This window comes from Gelidibacter salicanalis (assembly GCF_007997285.1).
GTDB classification, from domain to species: domain Bacteria; phylum Bacteroidota; class Bacteroidia; order Flavobacteriales; family Flavobacteriaceae; genus Gelidibacter; species Gelidibacter salicanalis.
Genome location: NZ_VORX01000004.1, coordinates 183046 through 205713, shown reverse-complemented (window position 1 = coordinate 205713; position 22668 = coordinate 183046). Strand labels below are relative to the sequence as shown.

At 39.9% G+C, this 22668-nt stretch carries 18 protein-coding genes; 10 read left to right on the top strand and 8 right to left on the bottom strand.

Annotation, left to right across the window (positions count from 1 at the left end; translation table 11 throughout):
* Position 1 precedes the first annotated feature (1 nt).
* The 5 genes from ES711_RS10280 to ES711_RS10260 form a co-directional block, all read right to left on the bottom strand.
* Complete coding sequence (locus ES711_RS10280; RefSeq protein WP_146893207.1) at positions 2 to 1978, bottom strand: LTA synthase family protein; 1977 nt, start codon at positions 1976 to 1978, stop codon at positions 2 to 4.
* Positions 1979 to 2123: 145 nt separating this feature from the next.
* On the bottom strand, positions 2124 to 3380 hold the full coding sequence (locus ES711_RS10275) for a sensor histidine kinase (protein WP_146893206.1): 1257 nt from the start codon (positions 3378 to 3380) through the stop codon (positions 2124 to 2126).
* A 6-nt stretch (positions 3381 to 3386) separates the two neighbouring features.
* The gene (locus ES711_RS10270; RefSeq protein ID WP_146893205.1) at positions 3387 to 4061 is read right to left on the bottom strand and encodes a response regulator transcription factor; all 675 of its coding nucleotides are present in this window, start codon (positions 4059 to 4061) and stop codon (positions 3387 to 3389) included.
* A gap of 872 nt (positions 4062 to 4933) precedes the next feature.
* On the bottom strand, positions 4934 to 5356 hold the full coding sequence (locus tag ES711_RS10265) for an MgtC/SapB family protein (RefSeq protein ID WP_146893204.1): 423 nt from the start codon (positions 5354 to 5356) through the stop codon (positions 4934 to 4936).
* Positions 5357 to 5665: 309 nt separating this feature from the next.
* The gene (locus ES711_RS10260; RefSeq protein ID WP_146893203.1) at positions 5666 to 7396 is read right to left on the bottom strand and encodes an APC family permease; all 1731 of its coding nucleotides are present in this window, start codon (positions 7394 to 7396) and stop codon (positions 5666 to 5668) included.
* Between the two features lie 459 nt (positions 7397 to 7855).
* Here ES711_RS10260 and rpe point away from each other — a divergent pair, with 459 nt between their 5' ends.
* The 10 genes from rpe to pgi all read left to right on the top strand — a co-directional run bounded on the left by rpe (position 7856) and on the right by pgi (position 19677).
* Positions 7856 to 8506 carry a ribulose-phosphate 3-epimerase gene (rpe, locus tag ES711_RS10255; RefSeq protein ID WP_146893202.1) on the top strand — a complete coding sequence of 217 codons (651 nt, stop codon included), beginning with the start codon at positions 7856 to 7858 and terminating at the stop codon, positions 8504 to 8506.
* A 152-nt stretch (positions 8507 to 8658) separates the two neighbouring features.
* Complete coding sequence (locus tag ES711_RS10250) at positions 8659 to 9687, top strand: class I fructose-bisphosphate aldolase (RefSeq protein ID WP_146893201.1); 1029 nt, start codon at positions 8659 to 8661, stop codon at positions 9685 to 9687.
* 23 nt (positions 9688 to 9710) lie between these two features.
* Positions 9711 to 11714, top strand: a complete 2004-nt coding sequence (gene tkt, locus ES711_RS10245) for a transketolase (RefSeq protein ID WP_146893200.1) — start codon at positions 9711 to 9713, stop codon at positions 11712 to 11714.
* A gap of 130 nt (positions 11715 to 11844) precedes the next feature.
* Positions 11845 to 12309 carry an RpiB/LacA/LacB family sugar-phosphate isomerase gene (locus tag ES711_RS10240; RefSeq protein ID WP_146893199.1) on the top strand — a complete coding sequence of 155 codons (465 nt, stop codon included), beginning with the start codon at positions 11845 to 11847 and terminating at the stop codon, positions 12307 to 12309.
* Between the two features lie 44 nt (positions 12310 to 12353).
* On the top strand, positions 12354 to 13445 hold the full coding sequence (tal, locus tag ES711_RS10235) for a transaldolase (RefSeq protein ID WP_211363069.1): 1092 nt from the start codon (positions 12354 to 12356) through the stop codon (positions 13443 to 13445).
* On the top strand, positions 13442 to 14062 hold the full coding sequence (locus ES711_RS10230) for an HAD family hydrolase (protein WP_146893197.1): 621 nt from the start codon (positions 13442 to 13444) through the stop codon (positions 14060 to 14062). Before tal ends, ES711_RS10230 begins: the two co-directional genes overlap by 4 nt.
* 180 nt (positions 14063 to 14242) lie before the next feature.
* Positions 14243 to 15664, top strand: a complete 1422-nt coding sequence (gene gndA / locus ES711_RS10225; protein WP_146893196.1) for an NADP-dependent phosphogluconate dehydrogenase — start codon at positions 14243 to 14245, stop codon at positions 15662 to 15664.
* Positions 15665 to 15688: 24 nt separating this feature from the next.
* On the top strand, positions 15689 to 17209 hold the full coding sequence (zwf, locus tag ES711_RS10220; protein ID WP_146893195.1) for a glucose-6-phosphate dehydrogenase: 1521 nt from the start codon (positions 15689 to 15691) through the stop codon (positions 17207 to 17209).
* Positions 17210 to 17211: 2 nt separating this feature from the next.
* Complete coding sequence (gene pgl / locus ES711_RS10215) at positions 17212 to 17934, top strand: 6-phosphogluconolactonase (protein WP_146893194.1); 723 nt, start codon at positions 17212 to 17214, stop codon at positions 17932 to 17934.
* An 87-nt stretch (positions 17935 to 18021) separates the two neighbouring features.
* A complete protein-coding gene (gene pgi, locus ES711_RS10210) occupies positions 18022 to 19677 on the top strand; it encodes a glucose-6-phosphate isomerase (protein WP_146893193.1) in 1656 nt (551 codons plus the stop codon).
* Between the two features lie 2 nt (positions 19678 to 19679).
* Here pgi and ES711_RS10205 read toward each other — a convergent pair whose 3' ends face one another.
* Genes ES711_RS10205 through ES711_RS10195 form a run of 3 tightly spaced genes read right to left on the bottom strand, consistent with a single transcriptional unit; the run spans position 19680 to position 22566 of the window.
* Complete coding sequence (locus ES711_RS10205) at positions 19680 to 20765, bottom strand: glycoside hydrolase family 130 protein (protein ID WP_211363068.1); 1086 nt, start codon at positions 20763 to 20765, stop codon at positions 19680 to 19682.
* Positions 20766 to 20821: 56 nt separating this feature from the next.
* Positions 20822 to 21565 (bottom strand): HAD-IIB family hydrolase, encoded by a 744-nt coding sequence (locus tag ES711_RS10200; RefSeq protein WP_146893191.1) that lies wholly within the window; start codon positions 21563 to 21565, stop codon positions 20822 to 20824.
* The gene (locus ES711_RS10195) at positions 21562 to 22566 is read right to left on the bottom strand and encodes a type I phosphomannose isomerase catalytic subunit (RefSeq protein WP_146893190.1); all 1005 of its coding nucleotides are present in this window, start codon (positions 22564 to 22566) and stop codon (positions 21562 to 21564) included. Before ES711_RS10195 ends, ES711_RS10200 begins: the two co-directional genes overlap by 4 nt.
* Between the last annotated feature and the right edge of the window lie 102 nt (positions 22567 to 22668).

The window sequence follows — 22668 nt, the reverse complement described above, 5'->3', positions numbered from 1 at the left end:
TTTATTCGAGCTTAAGCTTTAACCCTCCATTACTGTACAGATCATTGGCCACCTGGTAGAAGGCAATACTTTCCTTTTGAAATTGCGCGATTGAGGATTTTGCTTTTAAACTATTATCAAGCGGATCCCAAGAGTAATAGTCGGCATGGGCTTGTTCATCTAAAATTAACAGATCCGTTCCTTTTAAATATCCCAATTTTCTGTAATTTCCAATAAATGCGCGTTCCTGATCAGGTTTCATGGACAAGATATCCTCACCAAAGAGATTAGATGTATAGTCCCAATGTAAAGCGGCGAACAGTGTAGGAAACACATCAATTTGTGACGCCAGCGTGCTTACCTTTTCTGCCTTCTGATCTAGCAAATTAAAGATCAGGGCAGGGATATGATAATTCTTCACATCTAAGTCCCAACGACCTGCACTACTCGCACAATGATCGCTCATTATCACAACTACTGTATTTTTAAACCAAGGTTTTTGCTGTGCCTCTTTAATAAACTCTTTTATGGCAAAATCCGTGTATTTTACCGCGCCATCCCGTCCGGTTCCTGACGGAATATCGATACTGCCTTCGGGATAGGTATAGGGTTTATGGTTGGAAGTGGTCATCACAAAATCGAAAAATGGCACGCCAGTATTATAGGCTTTGTCTGCTTCCTTAATGACCTTGTTATAAATGTCCGTATCACAAACACCCCAAGCGTTTTCAAAAGTCACTTCGTTGTCTTCAATATTGGTGCGGGTTGTAGCAATACTTTTATCTAATAAGAACCCTCTCCCCCTATCGATGATATTAAAACCATTTCCACCAAAAAAAGTGTTCATATTATCAAAATAGCCATCGCCGCCATAAAAGAAATTACGTTCATAACCTTGTTGCTTAAACACCTCGCCAATAGTAAACAAGCCCTGATTGTTTTTTCGTTTTACGATGCTTCTCCCTGGGGTTGGAGGTATGGACAAAGTTATGGCTTCCATGCCTCTTACAGTTCGGGTACCGGTAGCATAAAGGTTTGTAAAGAATATACTCTGATTGGCGAGTGAATCCAAAGTGGGTGTGATGTTATTTTCATTGCCAAATTCCTTTAAAAAATCGCCACTCAAACTTTCAATGCAAATGAAAATCACGTTGGGCTTGAAAGGTTTTAAAACACTATCAGCGTTGACAACTGTTCTATAAATAGCAGCTTTATTCGGATTTACGAATGTGGTCTTAGAATTTGACAAACTCGATTTAAGGATTTGAAAAGCCTCTTCCGTTGGTAAGGTCTTATAAAATTCAGTATACACTAATTCATTGTTTCGGAAGGCTGAAAAGAAAGAATAAATGCCTGCTTTCGCCAGCTCATTATTGAATCTGTTTTTTGAAAATTCAGCCTGCGTATTGCTAACAAAAAATGCACTTAGTGCTACCAGGACCAACCAAGGCATTGCGACGATTAATTTGGGTTTAAATGGGGTGTTACTTGAAAACGTTTTACAAAAATACCCACGTTTGTGAACGATAAAAAAACTGGTTAAAACCAACACCACTATCCCTGAAATTAGGACAGGCAACGGATAGGATTCATTAATATTCTTCACTACTTCATAGGTGTAAATCAAATAATCTACAGCTATAAAATTATAACGCCTTTGAAATTCATCCCAAAACGTCAATTCTCCAAAAAATGAAAAGAATAGGATAAGCACACCCAGAGTAAATCCTAAATAGGTCACTATCCTATCCACTAAAGTGCCATATAAGCGCTTTGGAACGATTACAAGATAAATCAAATACGGGATGAGCAGATATGAAATGGTAGCCAAATCAAATAGAAAACCGATCAGGAAGGTATTGACCAACACAAAAACACCTTTGTCCACTTCAGAAAAATTCCAAATTAGAAAACTGAGTCTTACGACAAAGGAAAGTATTAAAAACAGGCCTAAAAAGGCTTTTAGTAACGCAAAACGCGTTGGGAAAATTTTTGACATGGATCGCTGAAATCAGTTTTAATTATACCCAAAATTACGATGCGATTCTAAAGAAAACTTAAAGTCTGAAAAAGGTTACTCCGGAATAGAGCCAAAGAAAAAAAAGGATAGAACTACAATTCTATAATAGATTCCAGCTGACTTTTTAAGTGCTCTTTGCAAAATCTATACTAAAAACATGCTGTTGTCGATCAAACCGATAAGACAGATTGAATCCATAAAGATCACATATTTTTTTGACGATGGCCAATCCCAATCCTGTAGACTTATTATTGGTGTTTTCGCGATAGAATCTGAGATGCAACTTCTCTGGGTGGATGAGTGATGCCGTGCCTGAATTAAAAACCTTTAACGAATGTTTATTCGTCACAATAGAAATGCTGCTATCCTTAGTACTATGCTTGATGGCATTGGATATTAAATTATTGATTAGCACATCCGCAAGAAAGGGATCCATAAATACCCATAGGGTGCCTTTTGAGACATGGGTGATGTTATTTATATTTAATTCTTTATAATTCTCAATATGGTCGTCAATACCTTGAGTTAGCGACAAGGTTTCTATTTTGTCATATTGGTTATTGTCAATTTTGGTAAGTGTTGTAATTTTTTTATTCAGTTGTTTTAAGCGTTGGATGTCCTTTTGAATGGACGTAATTTGCTCAAATTGCTTTGTATTGATGGCATGTTCATTAATGATATTATCGATTTTTGCTTGAATAATGGCCAATGGCGTCTGAATTTCATGAGAAATATTTTCGGTGAATTGTTTTAAATTATCATAATCAACCTTCACTTTAGTGGTTAAAAATTCAATTTGATCTTTCAACTCTGAGAACTCCAAAACATCACTTTCTGTTAATAAAACGGGCTCTTTGGAGGTCAATGAAAATTTTTTCATCGCGTCTAGATTATCGAAAAATGGTTGCCATATTTTAAGATTCTTAGTGGTATTAAAGTAAAAAAGAAAGATAAACGCCAACACAAACAAACTGATGTTTGAGATGACAATAGCCAACAATATCGATTCAGACTCTACCACCAAAGTTCTAATGGTGATATGATAAAATTCATCATGTATTTTTTTATAAGTTGAGAGCTCCCTAAACAGTTCCATATCATCTTGAGAGGGATCATAAATAAGCGTATCTTTAAGGAGTTCAGGCCGTAAAGAAGCTACCTTCTTTATTTCAGTGACGGGTGGAAGCGAATAGACTATTTTGTGGTGTTCCAGAGCGTCGCTGACCCGTGCTTCGGTAGAATACAACTCTTCTTCAATCTCTTCTTGAAGTAAGTTTTTAGTGTAGAAATAAAGCGCAATACAACTTAAAATCGTGAGGACTAGTCCTGTTAACAAAAAGGTCTTGGAGGTTTTTCTGAGGAGGTTGGTCTTTGGTCTCACGTGTAGTTAGTCTTCAATAAATTTATAACCGCTGCCATAGGCCGTTTTGAGGTACTTAGCGCCTTCAGCTGTCAACTTCTTTCTTAAATTATTGATATGGACGTAAATAAAATCAAAATTGTCCAGTAAATCGCTATGATCTCCCCAGAGATGCTCTGCTATGGTTTCTTTGGAGAGCACACGACCTTTATTGGAAATAAAAAAAACTAATAAATCATATTCCTTTCTAGTCAATTGGATTGCTTTTCCGTGCACATACGCTACTCTTGCACTGGTATCGATACTAATTTCATTAAATTCTATAATTGCATTCCCACCAAATTTGCCGCGACGCAATACCGCGGTGATCCTAGAATTAAGTTCTGCCAGATGAAATGGTTTGGTCATATAATCGTCAGCCCCCAAATCTAAACCCTCCAACTTGTCCTGTAAGGAATTATTGGCCGAAATTATAATCACACCAGCACTCTTCTTTTCCTTCTTTAAGATTTTTAAAATATCGAGTCCACTCCCTGAAACAAGGTTAATATCCAAAATAATGATGTCGTAGTCGTATATCTGGATTTTCTCGGAAGCTTCATGATAATCAGAGGCCACCTCACAAATATTTCCATCTCGCGTTAAATAGTGGGCGATGGCTTGTTGCAAATCGATTTCGTCTTCGGCGATGAGATATTTCATGACTTAAATTTAGATAATAAATTTACAAGAGCATTCTAAATTAAATCTAAAGACGATCTTGACAGCCTATAAGTTGTTGATTAAAGTAACCGAATTACAAAAAAATGAACACATAATCTCTAATAATCTCTCTAAAATGTTGTGCTATAACTTCACTACACTATGAATTATAGACAGGGCGAAAATCATTAATGTATAAAGAATGCAACAGTGATGAGGATGGCATGGTTTAAAATATTTTAGGAACGCTATTCTATAAATACTAAATGCATTTAAGTATACAGGTTTCGATGCGGATGCAAACTTTACATTTATTTCTTGAAATTTTCCATGACTGCTTTACGTTTATCAATAAGCTTTACTTCTATTTAACATTTTTGAACAACAAAACGATGATAAGACGTATAACCAGTTAATTGACACTACTACATATAGGTAAATAGGTCAAACGCTGGCTAGCCACAGTTAAAAAACATAATGGTTTTATTTGTATCTATGTTTTTTGTCATACGCATGTAAAATCTGTCAATATCTGCACAATTAGCGAGAAACAAAACCATGAGCATGTGAAAGGTTATCCCCCAAATCACATAGGTAACCGCAGAACAAAAGCAAATGTTTGTTATTAGTACCTACATGTATAACTTACCATAATGACACAATTAACAGCTTTATGATATGTTGCGGACAAGCAAATGATTATTTAACATTTCGGTATTATAAAGAATAGTTTTCACTAAACATCCTTGAGTTTATGAAATCTCTAAAACACAGTAGATACTAAAACTACGTTCGTTAAGTACCTTTGTAAATTCGACGCGTTTTTTAGGGTAATCAGATGATAGATCCTAAGATTAAACATCGTTTAAAATTCATTTTCGATTCTTAAGCCAAGTATCTAATGGTTGTAAGACAATATTGACGATGAGAACCAAAGCTGTACTGATAAAGGCTTCCATAAAAAATCCAGCAGCAGCTACACAACCTATTGCCGCACTGCACCAAATGGTGGCGGCAGTGGTGAGGCCGTGAACATTAAAACCTTCTTTAAAAATAATACCCGCCCCTAAAAACCCAACCCCAGTAACAACTTGTGCTATTATTCGCGTCGCATCCACATCATTGGAGTCCTGACTGAATTGTATGGAAAGCATGGTGAAAATTGCAGCTCCCGCAGTGACCAACATTGTGGTTTTTAGGCCTGCAGATTGATGTTGCCATTGTCTTTCGAAACCAATACATAGTCCTGCCAAGGCAGCAGCACATAAACGTAATAAGAAATCAGAAGTTGTCATAGGTTTAAAAATTTCTATTTTAAAAGTACTGACTACAATGGTTGCAATAAACCATGGATACGGTATTAAATTATAAAGTCCTCTTTTATCTAGATGGTGTGGTCTCTAACCAAAAACAAATCATAATGTTCGGTGCTAATGACTTCTCCCAAAGGTTTTAAATACCCTTTCATTATTTCATTTATACCTTTACAGGGTATGTCGAAAAATCATTCTTAAAACTCGCCGCACAATTAGCACTCCTGCATTGCGGGGATGCGCTTATAAAACTTGAATTCTTTTTTGGACCCCAACATCAATAAGCTGATGTTAAATGATAAGACGGACTTCACCCAATTCTTCAATTTTAAAGGGAAAACCTTCGCCAGGTGAGCCCATAAACATAAAATTGGTTGGTATACTCCAGCGTGTCGACAACTCTTTAATTTTTGCGGGACCAAAGATTCCGGTTTCTTCGATAAAGTCTATATTGATATTGGGATATGCCCTATCCAACGTTTTTATGTCCTTTTTTAATTGGTTGTTGACGCTTTTACCAGTTTCTAAAACCGATACGATTTTAAGTCTTCGGGCCGCCTCGTTAGTAATGATATACAAGATGACAATATTCAAAGTCACGATATCATCATGATTTGTAAAAAACACAAATTGCTGTTTATGGACATTATATAACAGTTCCTTTATTTTTCGGTGTAATTTCTTAAATACGTAGCCTTTTTCAGGAAAACAATACTCCAACACAATCAATACGGCTTTGTAAATACGCACTCTATACAGCATAAAAAACACGATAATAAGGGTCGGAATTAAATATTCCATAAAAATTGCCAAATAATGCGGATTTAAAATCACGTTGCCTATAATGGCTGCCAGCACTGCAAAAATTCCAATACATAAACCCAACCAACTGGATTTTTCTGGTCTGGGCAGGCGGGCACGATTAAGCTTTAAGAGTAAATTGCCAATGCCGAATAAAATCATCACTGAAAGAAAAGCGATGGTATACACCCCAGCCAATTTTGCTAAATTGCCTTTAGTGACCAATAGAATAGAGACACATAATAGGAAGAATACAATAAAAATGAAATAATTGCTCCCCTTCCTTGTTTTTTTCAACAGTAATTTAGGCAAAATTCTATCTAAGGCCATACGTTTCATTAATCCACCTACCCCCACATAGGAGGTTAATACCGCCCCACTTAGCACTAAGGTAGCATCTATTGCCACCAACATAGAAAGCCACTGGCCACCAGCTGTAATTCCCATAACAGAAAGTAAAGCATCTTGATAGTGTACCACGGTACTGATCGGAATAATGGCCAATGCCAAAAATGCAATCAGAGGATTGAAAACGGTGACCACAATCCACATATTTCGTAAGGTCTTTGGGAAAACACCTGGTTGCTGCTCTTCAACATAATTGGCAGAACTTTCAAAACCACTTATCCCCAGCATCGCAGCCGAAAAGCCTAAAAACAGAGCACTAAAAATGCTGCCTTCTATTGGTAATTTAAAATTGGAGATTAAGGTAGCTGTTCCATTTTCAACGAAATATAGAAGACAAAATCCACAGAGGATAATTAAGGAAAACAAATGAAAAAGGAAAATAATCATCGCAACTTTGGAGGATTCCCCTATCCCCATAATAACCAAGCCCATAAATACCAATAATAACATAATGGTAACGGGTAATACAGGGATGCTCGTCAAAATACTATGGGCATATTTTACGGCCTCGCTTCCTGAAATGACCGCCGTGGCCATATAAGAAAGGACCGTTAAAGCAGCAGCAAGTGAGGCTGTCGATTTTTTGGTAGTGTTTAACAAGGCATTGTAGGCGCCCCCATTTAACGGTAAAGCCCCCACTACTTCGCCGTAAATTTTTCTGAAGAAAAAAAGTACTGTGGCGACCATTAAAAGCGAAATCCATGCGTATTGTCCCGCATAAACTATTGCTAAGGCAGACACATAAAGACATGAAGAACTGATATCATTACCACAAATAGCAGTGGCTTCAAGTTGATTGAGCTTTTTGGTCATGAGAAACTAGATTTAAACTTAAGTATATTACCTAAATAAGCCAAGGATTTTAAATTTCAATATCCCGCAGCATTAGTGTACGATAAAGAATTAAGATCGTTGCGCTTATAGTCCCTATTGCTATCGGGAAAAGAACAAAGACTTGATTTTAACTGACTGATAAACTGTCGTTATTCTAAATTAAATTTACCCAATCACTCTAAGTGAAATTGGTTTCAAAAATGAAGTGTGTATTTACAAGTTTTCAAACCATCATGCTTTAAGGAATTTGCAAACTTTTTAACTGTTATACCGGACATTGATCGTAGCGCAGTATAAAGTTGGGATGTTTTGATCAACATTATATTACACAGACAAAAGTAATATTTACAGTTTTCCCACCTTCATTTTGCTTTATATTATCCTTGACACCCACCACTTGCATGCGCTTTATGCTTATCTTGTCATAAACAAAAACAAATGTCCCATCTTATCGCGCCTTCAATACTTTCAGCTGACTTTGCCCATCTGGCAAGCGCCATTGAAATGCTCAATAAGAGCGCGGCAGACCGCATTCATGTTGATATTATGGATGGGGTTTTCGTGCCCAATATATCTTTCGGTTTTCCCATACTTAAAGCGATAAAAAAACTGGCTTCCAAACCATTGGATGTGCATCTCATGATCATCCAGCCTGAACGCTACATTACTCAGTTTAAGGACGCCGGCGCGGACACATTAATCGTTCATATAGAAGCTTGTCCTCATTTACACAACACGCTGCAGGCTATAAAACAAGAAGGTATGCGTGCGGGCATTGCGATAAATCCTCATACGGCAATCCACGCTCTCGACGCCATTATTGAGGAGATTGAACAACTGCTTATCATGTCTGTTAACCCAGGATTTGGCGGACAAGAACTTATAGCCCATACCTATCGGAAAATTGAACTTGCCCGCCAACTCATTGATAAAAACAAGGCGAAAGCAATCATCGGAATTGATGGCGGCGTGGACTTAAACAATGCCACAAAGCTGATTGCTACGGGTGCAGACTTGCTGGTATCTGGGAGTTCCATATTTAAATCTACAAACCCAGCTCGAACAATAGCCCAATTAAAAGCCTTATAAACACGCCTCTATTAGTTTGACCTACCTGCTGATCACCATCCTTCACTTTAGTGATAGTTGAAGTGAGAATAATGTAAGTTATAGCTTGGAAAGTATAAATTTCCCTGAGAATTGATTTTTAACTTTAGTTGTGTAAAATTCGAGTCCAGGTGATGCAATCAAATCTTCTAAAACAGACGATCGAGCAATTATTTTCCAACGGCAAAGGTATCTTGGCAATGGATGAAAGTACGCCCACCTGTGACAAAAGGTTTTTAGCTCATGGCATTCCCCAAACCTTCGAAATGCGACGCAACTATCGCCAACTCATTGCTACCACCCCAGGATTGAACGAGAGCATAGGGGGTGCAATTTTGTATGACGAAACCATCAAGCAGCAAACCAATAACGGAATACCCATACCTACTGAATTGCTAAATGCAGGAATTATCCCGGGGATAAAAGTAGATATGGGCGCCAAAGCTTTGGCAGGTTTCCCTAATGAAATGATTACTGAAGGTTTAGATGGCTTGCGAGAGCGATTGGCTGACTATAAAAATTTAGGCGCCCGTTTTGCCAAATGGCGTGCCGTCATTACTATTGGCGATGGTATCCCAACAAAAACCTGTATAGAGGCCAATGTACAGGCCTTGGCTAGATATGCTGCCTTATGCCAAGAAGCAGGCTTGGTGCCTATTGTAGAACCCGAAGTGTTGATGGATGGTGCACACGCCATGCAGCGTTGTTATGAGGTTACCGAACAAACGCTGAAAGCCCTTTTTATAAAATTATATCAGTATCGTGTTGATCTTCAAGGCCTCATTCTAAAACCAAACATGGTGCTCGCCGGCAAAGAAAGTGACGAAAATCCCAGTGTTGATGACGTCGCTACAGCAACCGTGAAGTGCTTTTTATCTGCTGTCCCAGCGGCTGTGCCGGCCATTGCATTTCTCTCCGGAGGACAATCGCCGCAAGAAGCCATCCAACACCTAAATGCCATCAATAAAAACTACAAAGACCGTCTTCCTTGGATCGTTGCTTTTTCCTTCGCAAGAGCTATTCAACAACCCTGTTTAGAGGCTTGGAAAGGTCAGGATGTGAATGTAGATACCGCACAAAAGTTACTTTATCATCGGGCAAAATTGAGCGCTTTGGCGCGTCTTGGTACCTATAAAATTTCAATGGAAACCAATGGTTTATAAGCCCTGTAATTATATGTGAAAACATGAAAACTAAAAATATAATTCAAAAATGTATTGATACAGTTCGCGTACTCTCGGTAGATGCGGTTCAAAACGCAAATTCGGGGCATCCTGGTACGCCTATGGCACTGGCGCCACTAGGTCATGTGTTATGGTCAGAGATGTTGCACTACAATCCCAAAAACCCTGATTGGGCAAACCGCGATCGATTTATCCTTTCCTGCGGGCATGCTTGTATGTTACAGTACAGCTATCTGTTCTTAACCGGGTATGACATCACTCTTAAAGACCTTAAAAATTTCAGACAGTTGCACAGTATTACCGCCGGCCATCCTGAATATGGTCTGACCCCAGGTATTGAAGTCACCACCGGCCCTTTAGGCCAAGGATTTGCCAATGGCGTGGGCATGGCCATTGCGGAAAAATATATGGCGGCGCGTTACAATCAGGCTGACTTCAACATATTTGATTATAAAATTTATGCCATTTGCAGTGACGGCGATATCATGGAAGGTGTTTCGGCAGAAGCTGCGTCCCTCGCTGGGCATCTCGGATTGGGCAATATGATTTACTTCTACGACAGCAACCACATTACCATCGAAGGTGATACAGATTTGACTTTTGATGAAGATGTGGCAAAACGCTTTGAAGCTTATGGTTGGCATGTTCAAATCGTTCCAGACATCAATAATTTGGAAGCGATTTCTAAAGCAACGAAAAATGCCCAAGAAGACACCTATCGCCCTTCGCTGATCATTGTTCACAGTATTATTGGTTATGGAAGCCCCAATAAACACGGTACTGCAGAGGCCCACGGATCGCCTTTGGGCGCTGATGAAGTACGCTTGGTCAAGGAACATTTCGGCTTCGATCCGGACAAAAATTTCAGTATCCCAGTTGCTGTTTTGGACTATTACCATAAAGCGGCAAAGGCTTCCGCAGAAAATGAAAAAGAGTGGAACGCACTTTATAAAAATTACAAAAAACAATACCCAGAACTTGCTCAGGAATATGAAACCATCAGTGCGGGAAAATTACCTGATGATTGGGAAACCAAACTTCCAACGTTTACCCCGGGCGACAAAATGGCCACACGAAAAGCTTCCGGCAAAACCCTGAATGCCATCGCAACCTATTTACCGCAGTTGATTGGAGGTTCAGCCGATTTAGCGCCGTCTACCGACACCTACCTGAATGCCTACCCCTCCTTTTCGGCAAAACACCCTGAAGGTCGAAACTTCCATTTTGGCATTCGCGAACACGCTATGGGCGCCATACTCAACGGGATGGCACTCAGTAATTACCTCATCCCCTACGGAGCCACATTTTTAATATTTTCTGATTATATGCGTCCACCCTTACGATTGGCGGCCATTATGAAAATCCGACCTATTATGGTGTTTACCCACGATAGTATTGGTCTAGGCGAGGACGGCACCACCCACCAACCCGTTGAACAATTGATCGGCCTCAGAACAGTACCGAACATGACCGTCATCCGTCCCGCAGATGCCAATGAAACTGCACAGGCCTGGCGTACAGCCATCAATCATACCCAAGGACCAGTGGCCATTGTGTTAACCCGACAAGGCGTTCCCATCCTCGATCAAAACAACTATGCCCCTGCAAAAAATTTAGAGAAAGGTGCTTATATTTTATCGGATTCAGAGAACGTTCCAGAAATTATATTGATGGCCAGCGGTTTTGAAGTTCATTTGATCTTGGACGCACAAACCGAATTGAAAAAAAGCCACATTCAAGCACGTGTGGTAAGTATGCCTTCCTGGAGTTTGTTTGATAGCCAAAATGTTTCCTATCGCGAAAAGGTGTTACCAAAAAACGTCCGAAAACGATTGGCAGTAGAAGCCGGCTCTCCAGTAGGATGGCTAAAATACACCACCGACGATGGAGATGTCATCGGTATTGACAGATTTGGCGAATCGGCACCTGGAGATGACCTCATGAAAGCGTATGGGTTTTCTGTACAAAATGTCGTAAAACGAGCAAAAGCTTTGCTTTCTCATTAAAACTAAAACAACCATTACAATTGATGGATAATATAAAATAGAGCTCTGTTGAGGTGAAAAATATATGAGTTTCGAGATTTTGAAGTCCCGGCCTAGCACACTACAGTAAAAAAGTTAAAACGAACATCCAATGCCAAAAGAATCAGTTAAAAGAATAGGAATCTGTGCCGATCACGGTGGTTTTGAACTCAAAGAAAAGATAAAACCCTTTTTGATTCAAAACCAATTCCGGTCCGTCGATTTTGGTGCAAATATATTGGACAGCACTGATGATTATCCGGACGTCGTCATTCCATTAGCAAAAGCAGTTGCGGTTGGAGAAGTTTTTCGGGGCATTGCCATATGTGGAAGCGGCGTCGGCGCTTGTATTGCCGCCAATAAAGTTTTAGGAGTGAGAGCGGCCTTGATTACAGAACACTTTTCTGCACATCAGGGTGTGGAAGATGATAATATGAACCTGATTTGCCTTGGGGGCCGGATTACAGGATCTGCCAGTGCAGAAGAACTTGTTCTTGCGTTTTTAAATGCCAAATTTATAGGCGCAGAAAGACACGTGAGGCGATTGCAAAAAATTCAAAAATTGGAACATAAATAATCTAATAGGAAGCTAAAGCTTTCAATAATTAAAATCTAATGACCATGAATCCACTTAATAAATTACAAGAACACGGACAGAGTATCTGGCTCGATTTACTCGATCGTGACATTATGGACTCCGGTAAATTGCAAAGTTTAATAGCGGATGATGACTTGCGCGGACTTACCTCTAACCCTTCCATTTTCGAAAAAGCGATTAGCGGTAGCGATGATTATGACGATGACATTATAAAACTCTCAGAAACAATAGATACCAATGTTGCCCTATTTTTTGAGATGGCTATTGCTGATATTCAAAGAGCAGCAGATCTTTTTAGACCTGTGTTTGATCAAACGGAAGGCAAAGATGGCTTCGTAAGTATAGAGGTATCGCCTTATTTGGCCCAAGATACTGACGGTACTATTGAACAAGCGCGCGAGCTATGGCAAAAGGTCAATCGAAAAAACGTCATGATAAAAATTCCGGGAACAACACAAGGTCTACCTGCCATACGCGAATGTCTACGCGAGGGTATCAACATTAACGTCACGCTTCTCTTCGGGCTGCCGCGATATCGCGAAATCACCGAAGCATTTATGGGCGGCCTTGAAGATCGGCTCAAAGAAGGCCATTCCATAAAGGACGTCGCGTCAGTAGCCAGCTTCTTTTTAAGCCGTATTGATGTGATGGTCGATCCGATACTAAAGGAAAAAGGTGCTGATCATCTGGTGGGCGAAATCGCTATCGCTTCAGCAAAACTAGCATATCAAATTTATCTTGATATGGTGGCAAGTGATCGTTTTAAAGCCCTTGAAGCCAAAGGAGCACAACGCCAACGGGTGCTTTGGGCAAGTACCAGCGCCAAAGATCCGTCCTTCAGTGATGTCAAATATGTAGAAGCTTTAATTGGTAAAGACACCATTAATACTCTTCCGATGGAAACCATAGATGCTTTTCGCGATCACGGCACGGCAGCAGATACGATAACCAATGATCTAAAAGCCACAAATGCCACTATGGACGAGCTTAAAAATTTAGGGATTGATATCGATACAATTACCCAAAAGTTAGAAAACGAAGGCATCAGTAAATTCAACAAAGCATTCGAGAATTTAATAAAAAGTATCGCCGATCAAAAACGCAAGAAAAAATGAGCGCAATAATCGGTTTTCAAACCTCTAAAATTAAAGTAGTGTTCCTGGATATTGGGGGCGTCTTGCTCACCAACGGTTGGGGACATGAATCGCGTAAAAAGGCATCAAAAATCTTTGGATTTGACTATGAAGAAATGGACCTCTTACACCATTTCATTTACAATGTTTTTGAAATTGGGAGTGTTTCTTTAGATGATTACCTCGATACAGTGCTCTTTAACCAATCGCGCAAGTTTACTAAAGCGGACGTGAAGCAATTTATATACGAACAATCCGTAGAACTGCCCGAAATGCTGTCGTGGTTAAAATCATGGAAAAAGACTACCCGCCTGCCTGTTTTCGCCCTTAATAACGAAAGTTTAGAGATCAACAACTACCGCATCGCAAAATTTAAACTTAACGAGGTGTTTGACGGATATTTCTCATCATGTTATCTTCGTTGTAGAAAGCCGGATCCGCGTATTTATGAAACTGCGCTAAAAATAACTCAAGTTTATCCCCAGGAATGTATTTACTTTGATGATAGACCCATGCTGGTGGATGCTGCAAAAAAATTAGGCATCCAAGGTATTCGTCATGAAAACTTTGAAAATACAAGGTATATTCTTGAGAAATGAACAACCTCAACCCAAGGGTACCAGGTATTAAGTAGAAGTTCCTTTTTTATTTCGGCGTAGAGCGTCGGGGAATAAAACCCAAGGATCCCGAGAGAAAGCGGGATTAGTTCAACTAACAATTTTTAATTCATTGCTTCGCAACTTTTAAAAATTGAGTTTCATTAATTTAAAAACATACTAATGATTAAAGCACCTAAAAAAAACACTTTCGGCATGATCGGACTCGGCACCATGGGTTCCAATTTATTACAAAATATTGCTGACCATGGTTACGCGTGCGCTGGTTACGATATTAGCGCTGAGAAAGTAAGCGCGCTTAACACTATAAATCCTGAATCCATTCAAGGATTTACAGATATGAGCGCTTTTACGAACAGCTTGTCTACACCAAAAATTGTGATGCTTTTGGTTCCGGCGGGTAAAATAGTTGATAGTGTTATTGAAGAATTACTCCCATTTCTGGATCAAGGAGACATCATTATTGATGGTGGCAATTCACATTTTTTAGATACTGATCGGCGGTATTTGGATTTAGAGAGCAAGGGATACCATTTTATCGGCATGGGCGTATCAGGCGGTGAAGAAGGTGCACGACGAGGCCCAAGTATGATGCCAGGGGGTGATAAAAAAGCTTACGAGGCTGTAGAACCTATCCTGACAAAAATCGCAGCCCAGGTAAACGGAGACCCTACAGTAGCCTTTATGGGCAACCGGTCTGCCGGACATTTTGTAAAAATGGTTCACAACGGCATCGAGTATGCATTAATGCAATTGATTGCTGAAACTTACGAAGTACTAAAAAACGGATTACATTTGCATGATGACGCCATACATTCTGTTTTCAAAACATGGAATGAAGGCCGACTGCAATCTTATTTATTAGAAATTACCAGCGATATCCTTGCCTATAAAGAAACCGGTTCAGACCACCTCTTACTTGATGACATTAAAGACGAAGCAAAATCCAAAGGCACGGGCAAGTGGACCTCACAAGCTGCCATGGATCTCAACCTTCCCATCCCTTTAATTGACATCGCCGTATCTATGCGCGATCTTTCTAAGTACAAAGATTTGCGAATCAAAGCGTCCACAATGTATCCAGATGCAGAAAATATACACTCTCAAAATTCAAATAAACAGATCGCTAAACTGGAGCAAGCATTTTATTTCAGTATGGTTTCAGCTTACGCCCAAGGGATGCATCTCCTCTACCGTGCGAATGAAGAGTATGACTATAAGCTCAATCTCGATGTCATAGCAAAAATTTGGCGCGGTGGCTGTATCATTCGTTCAGAATTTTTGGAAGACATCTATGCGGCCTATACAACCGATTCAGAATTGAAACACTTGTTTTTAAACCGTACTATTCACCTACATCTCGAGAACAGCATAGCCGGCATTCGAAACATCGTTTCAGACTGTGCCCTAAAAGGAATTGCTGTACCAGCTTTCTCCGCAGCTCTGGGCTATTTTGACAATTTCAGAAATGACGAAATGCCAGCAAATCTCATCCAAGCCCAACGCGATTATTTTGGGTCGCATACCTATGAGCTTAAAGGAAAAGAAGGCAGCTTTCACACCGAATGGGAAGCAGGTAATTAATTAGAATATTTTAAATAAAACATCATGGCAAAAGAGAATAAGAATGTTCAGTTTACAATTTTTATCATTTTTGGAGGAACAGGAGATCTGACCAAAAGGAAAATAATGCCCGCGCTCTTCAATCTTTTTCTTGATGGGTGGTTGCCAAAAAACTTTGCAATCGTAGGCAGTTCTTCCACCAAATTAACCAATACTAAATATAAAGGTGAACTTTTAGCGGCTGTGAATCAATTTTCCCGAAACGGCAAAGCCAAGAAAGAAGACTGGGATAAATTCTCATCTCATATTAGTTTTTTAAGCGCTGATTTGAACGATTCTTCAACTTTCAAGACATTTAGCAGCGTTATTGAAAACTACAAAAAGGAATGGAAACACACGCCTTCCATAATTTATTATTGCGCTGTGGCACCACATTTTTTCTCTACAATTGCAGAAAATATTGCCAAAAGCAAGCTTGAAAACGATCCGAAGACGACCCGTATTATCATAGAAAAACCTTTTGGAAGTGATCTGGAATCGGCCAAAGAACTGAACAACAAATTACTCAGTATTTTTGATGAGACCCAGATTTACCGTATCGACCATTATCTGGGTAAGGAAGTCGTTCAGAACATCATGGCTTTCCGTTTTGCTAATGCGATTATGGAGCCACTTTGGAATCGGAACCATGTGGAACATATACAAATTTCAGTAACAGAACAACTTGGTGTGGGCAGTCGCGGAAAATATTTTGATCGTGCGGGCGTGATGCGCGATATGATTCAAAACCATCTGATGCAACTGCTTTGCATTATTGCCATGGAACCCCCTATAAACTTTGAAGCTGATGAGGTACGCGATAGGAAAGTGGATGTACTTAAAGCCATGCGGAAAATTGAAACGGGCAAAATTGAATCGGTTTCAGCCCGCGGACAGTATAGCTCGGGATGGATAGAAGGAAAAGAAGTTTTAGGGTATCGGGAAGAGAAAAACGTAGCTGCTGATTCCAACACAGACACCTATGCTGCATTAAAACTTTATGTCGATAACTGGCGTTGGCAAGGGGTACCTTTCTATTTGCGGACAGGAAAACGACTCTTTAAAAAAGCCTCGATCATAACGATACAATTTAAAGAAATCCCGCACAACATTTTTACTTCTGAAGATTCTGGAGTGCCAAAACAGAACCGTTTGGTCATCAGCATCCAGCCCGATATGTCGATCAGATTCCAGCTTCAAAACAAAAAACCAGGACTGGAAATGGTTTTAAATACGGTAGATATTGCCTTTGATTATTCTAAAAGTAAAACATCAGATTCGCCAGAAGCTTATGAAACCCTCCTACTCGACGCCATTACTGGAGATCAAACGTTATTTATGCGGGCAGACCAAGTAGAAGCTGCTTGGGAACTTATTATGCCAATCCTTAACTATTGGGAGAAAAACACCAATTCTGGTTTTCCAAATTATACGGCCGATTCTTGGGGGCCACAAAATGCAGAAGCCCTCATCGCAAAAGATGGTTACCATTGGTTTAACCTTCCAGAAAAAAACAAAAAAGACTAATTATGACTATTAAAATTTACGACAACACGAATGATTTAATAGCGGCTTTGGCCCAAACAATATGTGATGTAGCCAAAGAAGCCATCTCCACTCGCGGACGGTTTAATTTTGTTTTATCAGGTGGCAGTTCACCACGAAAACTTTATAAAGTACTGACTACAGATCCGTATAAAAATCAAATTGATTGGGAGAACACTTATTTTTTCTTTGGGGATGAACGTTTCGTTCCGAAAGGCCATTCGCAAAGAAACTCGCTCATGGCAAAAAAGGCTTTATTCGAGCCATTGAAAATTTCAAAATCGAATATTTTTAAAATGGACACCACTGGGTCTCCTGAACAAGCCGCTCAAAAGTATGCAAAAACTATTGCTACACATTTTCAAAACACACCGGTGGAATTCGATTTTCTGCTTTTAGGTATCGGTGGTAATGCGCATACCGCATCACTATTTCCAAATACTGAGGTGTTGAACGAAACCGAGGCTACTATTAGAGCCGTGTTTGTAGAAGAAGTGGACATGTACCGCATTACGATGACTGCTCCACTAATCAATCAAGCCAAAAACATTGCCTTTTTGGTTTTTGGAAAAGACAAATCCGACGCCGTGTTTCAGATCTTAGAAGATAAATCAGGTTCAGTAGCGCTGTATCCGGCCAAATTGATCAATTCTGATGACCATAAAGTCATATGGTATTTAGATACGGCGGCGGCTTCAAAGTTGTAAGGAGGCCTCACAGGTTTTAAAAACCTATGAGGTGTGTGCAACATCTACAAAAATCAAAAACAGAAGTAATACTTAAATATCAAGATTATGTTCCCAAAAATCAATCCCACAGAAACCAACGCTTGGAAGACATTAGTTGCGCATCAAACAGAAATGGCGAGCGTTCAAATGAAAGATCTTTTCGAGCAAGACCCAAAACGGTTTGATAAGATGTCCCTCCTTTTGGAAGACCTTCTTTTTGACTATTCCAAAAACATCATCACCGAAAAAACCTTAAAAAACTTATTGCAACTCACCCATGACTGCAAGCTAAATGAAGCTATCGCAGCCATGTTTTCTGGAGAAAAGATTAACCAAACCGAAGACCGAGCGGTTATGCATACGGCGTTAAGAAGCTTTTCAGAACAACCGATAACGGTAGATGGCGCAGACATTTTGCCCGAAATTAGAGCCACCCGACAGAAAATGAAAGCGTTTTGCCAGAAAATCCACAATGGCGAATGGAAAGGTTACAGCGGTAAAAACATTACAACTATTGTAAACATCGGCATTGGCGGAAGTGATTTAGGTCCCGTTATGGTCACTGAAGCCCTAAAACCCTATTGGATAGAGGGCATCAAAGCACATTTCATCTCTAATGTAGATGGCACTCAAATTGTGGAAACCCTCAAAAATTTGAATCCAGAGGAAACGCTGTTCACCATTGCTTCTAAAACCTTTACGACTCAAGAAACGATGACCAATGCGCACACGGCAAGAGAATGGTTTCTGAAGTCGGCTAAAGACGAAAAATTAGTGGCCAAACATTTCGTAGCCTTATCGACCAATGTAGAAGGCGTAAAAGCATTCGGAATAGCACCAGAAAACATGTTTGAGTTTTGGGATTGGGTAGGCGGACGTTACAGTCTTTGGAGTAGTATCGGACTTTCGATCGCACTGACCATTGGTTATGACAATTTTGAAAAACTGCTGAAAGGGGCAGAATCTAGCGATCATCATTTTAGAACGGCCGATTTCAAAGAAAATATTCCTGTGCTTATGGCACTTATCGGCATTTGGTACACTAATTTTTTTGGATCTGAAACAGAAGCTATTTTACCTTATGATCAATATATGCACCGTTTCCCAGCATATTTCCAACAGGGAAATATGGAAAGTAACGGCAAACATACGGATCGTAACGGAAACGACGTCTCCTATAGCACAGGCCCTGTTGTTTGGGGCGAACCAGGAACAAACGGCCAACACGCCTTTTACCAATTAATCCACCAAGGGACGCATATAATTCCTTGCGATTTTATTGCGCCCGCCATTAGCCACAACCCAATTGGGGAACACCATACTATATTAGTTTCTAATTTTTTCGCCCAAACGGAAGCGCTAATGAACGGCAAAAATGCCGACCAAGTAAGCGCTGAACTGAAAGCGGGAACGATGGATGAAACACAACAAAATCAATTGGTTCCTTTTAAGGTGTTTTCGGGGAATAAGCCAACCAATTCCTTCTTAATCAAAGAAATAAACCCCTTTTCATTAGGTGCTCTCATAGCCCTTTATGAACATAAAATATTTGTGCAGGGCGTTATTTGGAATATTTTCAGCTTTGACCAATGGGGTGTCGAGCTCGGGAAGCAATTGGCAAAAAAAGTATTGCCAGAATTGAAGACTGACAGTAAAGTGACATCTCACGATGCCTCTACCAATGGCTTGATCAACACATTGAAACTATGGCAAAAGAAATAGCGCTACTTGACACCTGAAGATTTGGAATCTGATGATTTAGAAGTTGAGAAGTTAGGCAAGCTCTCGGGAATGAGCATCTTGGCCACGCCTATTTTATTATCGGCCATACCGTAGTACACATCTATTCTATTGGGTTGACCAATGTCATCTCTACGATCTGTACCTGTTGGGAATACAACATTGCCCACAATCCCGATTTTCTCGTCAGGCAAATTAGGGATTAAAACAGGTTCTGGTGATCGGTAGATCACTTTTTGAGGATGTAATTCCGACAAGATCATCACTCCTGCAGAATAATAAAAGGCAGGCTGATGCTTGGTACAATCTTCGTGTTTTTTGACGCCATGATACACCAACAACCAACCGTGTTTGGTTAAAATAGGCGGGGCACCTCCACCAATTTTTAGATTTTCCCAGGGGTATTCTGGATGCGCCAAACAATGATGGGAGGTAAACTTTGCATTCTCCAATACAGTTTCTTTCCCTTTTTTTAAGTTGAAATAGGAAATCCAAATACTTTCTTTATGATGATCTTCTTTATGAAAATCATCATTTTCTACTATTTCTTCTGGACGCGTTCCGGGAAACAATGGCCTATTGAGCATGGCCAATGACATATGGTGATGTGGACTGGGAAGATCGGTGGGGAAAAAGCTGGCGTCTTTGTTGTCAATGCCATTAAAATCAACATCTTTATAAGCAGAAAAACAGACAAGTCCCATCCGTTCCCAATTAAAAAGATCTTTGGACCTTGCCATAGCAATCCGCGGCCCCTTAGGACCATAAGCCGTATAGGTCATAATATAATAATCAATGCATGAGACATAGGTTATTCTTGGATCTTCACACCCTCCAAACCCATTAGGACGTTTTTCGTAATCCGTTTCTGGCTCTAGGACAATCCCTAAACGCTCTACACCTACCGGGTCTCCATCCTGATTAAATTTCACTTTGGCAATACCAATACGAGAATAGTTATGTTTGGCCACCAATCTTGGGAAAATATAAAGTTCTCCATCTGGTCCACGTGCCACTGCTGGATTAAGCACACCTTCTACTTCAAATTCATTTCCCGCTTCGGGCTCCATAAGGGTACATATTCTATGTAACTGGAAAGGCACCATACGTTTTACATTGTATTAATTTATGTTGCACATAAGATTATGGTTCGAATGATAGTTTTCGTTTCTTCCGGATCTCTCACCTGAATGCAATCCACACCGGATTTTCGCGCTGGATAATCATTGCCACCTTCAAATAAGGCATCGCCAATAAACAGCATTTCAGGAATCGCAACACCCAAAACTTCTGTAAGTTTACGAATTCCATAAGCCTTGTCAATTCCGGGCTTTACAATATCTATGGAAGTGGTGCCCCCTAGTCCAATGGAAAACGCTTGTAATGGTTTTTTGAGGAGCGCGACGATTTTCTGGCGTTTTATAAAGTCAGGATCCCACTTTTTTTTCTCTTCGAGAGGTGCTTGTTGGCCAAGTGCGGAAAATGTAATTTGACTACCACGATCCTCAATTTGTTCGCCCCAAGTCTTTTTTATGTCTAAAGTGGAGGCTTCGAGAGCCTGATGCAGGTTGTTTAATATTGTATGTCTTTCTTTTTCAGTGAAATTTTCAGCGTATAGTCTTTCCCATCCCTCTTTATAGTAATAAAACTTAGTTCCGCAGGTGGGTAAAATGGTCAATTTGTGCAACGCTGTATCTATCGGTAAATGATCCAATACTTGTTTTTTAAATTGAGGCCAATCGCCACCAGAAATAATTGCTACTTGGGCTACCTCAAGTAACTTCTTAAAGAGTTGGGACATGTCCTCATCAATGGCCAATTTGCTTTGTGCTAATGTGCCGTCTAAATCAAAAACAATTAAGTTTTTCATGACTGATTTATAGGTTTCTTTTTGGGAATTGCAATCTGCAGCAAGCTGATCTTTAATTTGGGATCAAGAACAAGCTGCCCAACAACTGCTGGCAGCAGCATCACTTCTCCTTTTACAAGGGAGTAGGTTTTGCTTTGGTAGGTTATTTCCCCTTCTCCACCGAGGCACACTAAAACGGCCGGCCCATTTATAAAGCCAACCTCAACGGGAGCATCACTCTGAATACGCCATAATTTAAAATGATCATTGTCAAAAAGCAGTTCTGTGTTTTTATCTTCTGAACTTTTTAAAGGAATTACCGGACCTATCTCTACCTGATGATAATCAATGCACGCAATCGCCTTTTCTACCTGAAGTTCCCGAGGTTTTCCTGTTTTAGGATCGTTTCTATCCCAATCGTAGAGTCGGAAGGTCACATCACTGTTTTCCTGAATTTCAAAAACCACGGCACCACCTAGTGTATGAACGGTGCCCGACTGGATAAAAACTGCATCATCAATTTTCGGAATAAACCTGTGGATTTTCTCTGAAACCATATTGTTTTTAATACCATCCCTCAGATCTTCTTTGGTGGTTCCTTTGATCAACCCAGAATATATTATACTATCGTCCGCTGTTTCCAAAACCACCCAGGCTTCGGTTTTTCCCGTATCACCTTCTGGAATATAATCTGTCTGATCGTCAGAAGGATGTACTTGCACCGATAAGACTTCATGACAATCCAAAAATTTCAAAAGCAGCGGAAAACGCTCGATTTGATCTGTGTTGAGACCCATTAGCTCGTCATGATACTTATGCATCAATTCCGTAATGGTTTTTCCTTTTAAAAACCCGTCGGTGACCTTGTTCGCATACTCTTTTCGATCACTCAATAACCACGCTTCACCAATGGGTTCATTCTTAGGGAGCGGTTTGGATAGCCAATGTTCCAAGCGTCTTCCTCCCCACAATCGGTACTGGTATATGGGCTCAAATTTTAAAGGATATAGTTTCTTGCTCATTACATAGATTTTAAACGGAAAGGATCAAATGGATTCTAACCTTCGATTTTAATTAATGAAGAATCCGTAGACTATCTACGGCTAAAAAGCGGGATTAGTTCA

What these genes read in the sequence shown, in the direction of transcription:
- ES711_RS10280 (WP_146893207.1), bottom strand. Translation starts at nt 1,978, where the DNA reads ATGTCAAAAATTTTCCCAACGCGTTTTGCGTTACTAAAAGCCTTTTTA.
- ES711_RS10270 (WP_146893205.1), bottom strand. Translation starts at nt 4,061, where the DNA reads ATGAAATATCTCATCGCCGAAGACGAAATCGATTTGCAACAAGCCATC.
- ES711_RS10265 (WP_146893204.1), bottom strand. Translation starts at nt 5,356, where the DNA reads ATGACAACTTCTGATTTCTTATTACGTTTATGTGCTGCTGCCTTGGCA.
- ES711_RS10260 (WP_146893203.1), bottom strand. Translation starts at nt 7,396, where the DNA reads ATGACCAAAAAGCTCAATCAACTTGAAGCCACTGCTATTTGTGGTAAT.
- rpe (WP_146893202.1), top strand. Translation starts at nt 7,856, where the DNA reads ATGTCCCATCTTATCGCGCCTTCAATACTTTCAGCTGACTTTGCCCAT.
- ES711_RS10250 (WP_146893201.1), top strand. Translation starts at nt 8,659, where the DNA reads ATGCAATCAAATCTTCTAAAACAGACGATCGAGCAATTATTTTCCAAC.
- tkt (WP_146893200.1), top strand. Translation starts at nt 9,711, where the DNA reads ATGAAAACTAAAAATATAATTCAAAAATGTATTGATACAGTTCGCGTA.
- ES711_RS10240 (WP_146893199.1), top strand. Translation starts at nt 11,845, where the DNA reads ATGCCAAAAGAATCAGTTAAAAGAATAGGAATCTGTGCCGATCACGGT.
- tal (WP_211363069.1), top strand. Translation starts at nt 12,354, where the DNA reads ATGAATCCACTTAATAAATTACAAGAACACGGACAGAGTATCTGGCTC.
- ES711_RS10230 (WP_146893197.1), top strand. Translation starts at nt 13,442, where the DNA reads ATGAGCGCAATAATCGGTTTTCAAACCTCTAAAATTAAAGTAGTGTTC.
- gndA (WP_146893196.1), top strand. Translation starts at nt 14,243, where the DNA reads ATGATTAAAGCACCTAAAAAAAACACTTTCGGCATGATCGGACTCGGC.
- zwf (WP_146893195.1), top strand. Translation starts at nt 15,689, where the DNA reads ATGGCAAAAGAGAATAAGAATGTTCAGTTTACAATTTTTATCATTTTT.
- pgl (WP_146893194.1), top strand. Translation starts at nt 17,212, where the DNA reads ATGACTATTAAAATTTACGACAACACGAATGATTTAATAGCGGCTTTG.
- pgi (WP_146893193.1), top strand. Translation starts at nt 18,022, where the DNA reads ATGTTCCCAAAAATCAATCCCACAGAAACCAACGCTTGGAAGACATTA.
- ES711_RS10205 (WP_211363068.1), bottom strand. Translation starts at nt 20,765, where the DNA reads ATGGAGCCCGAAGCGGGAAATGAATTTGAAGTAGAAGGTGTGCTTAAT.
- ES711_RS10200 (WP_146893191.1), bottom strand. Translation starts at nt 21,565, where the DNA reads ATGAAAAACTTAATTGTTTTTGATTTAGACGGCACATTAGCACAAAGC.
- ES711_RS10195 (WP_146893190.1), bottom strand. Translation starts at nt 22,566, where the DNA reads ATGAGCAAGAAACTATATCCTTTAAAATTTGAGCCCATATACCAGTAC.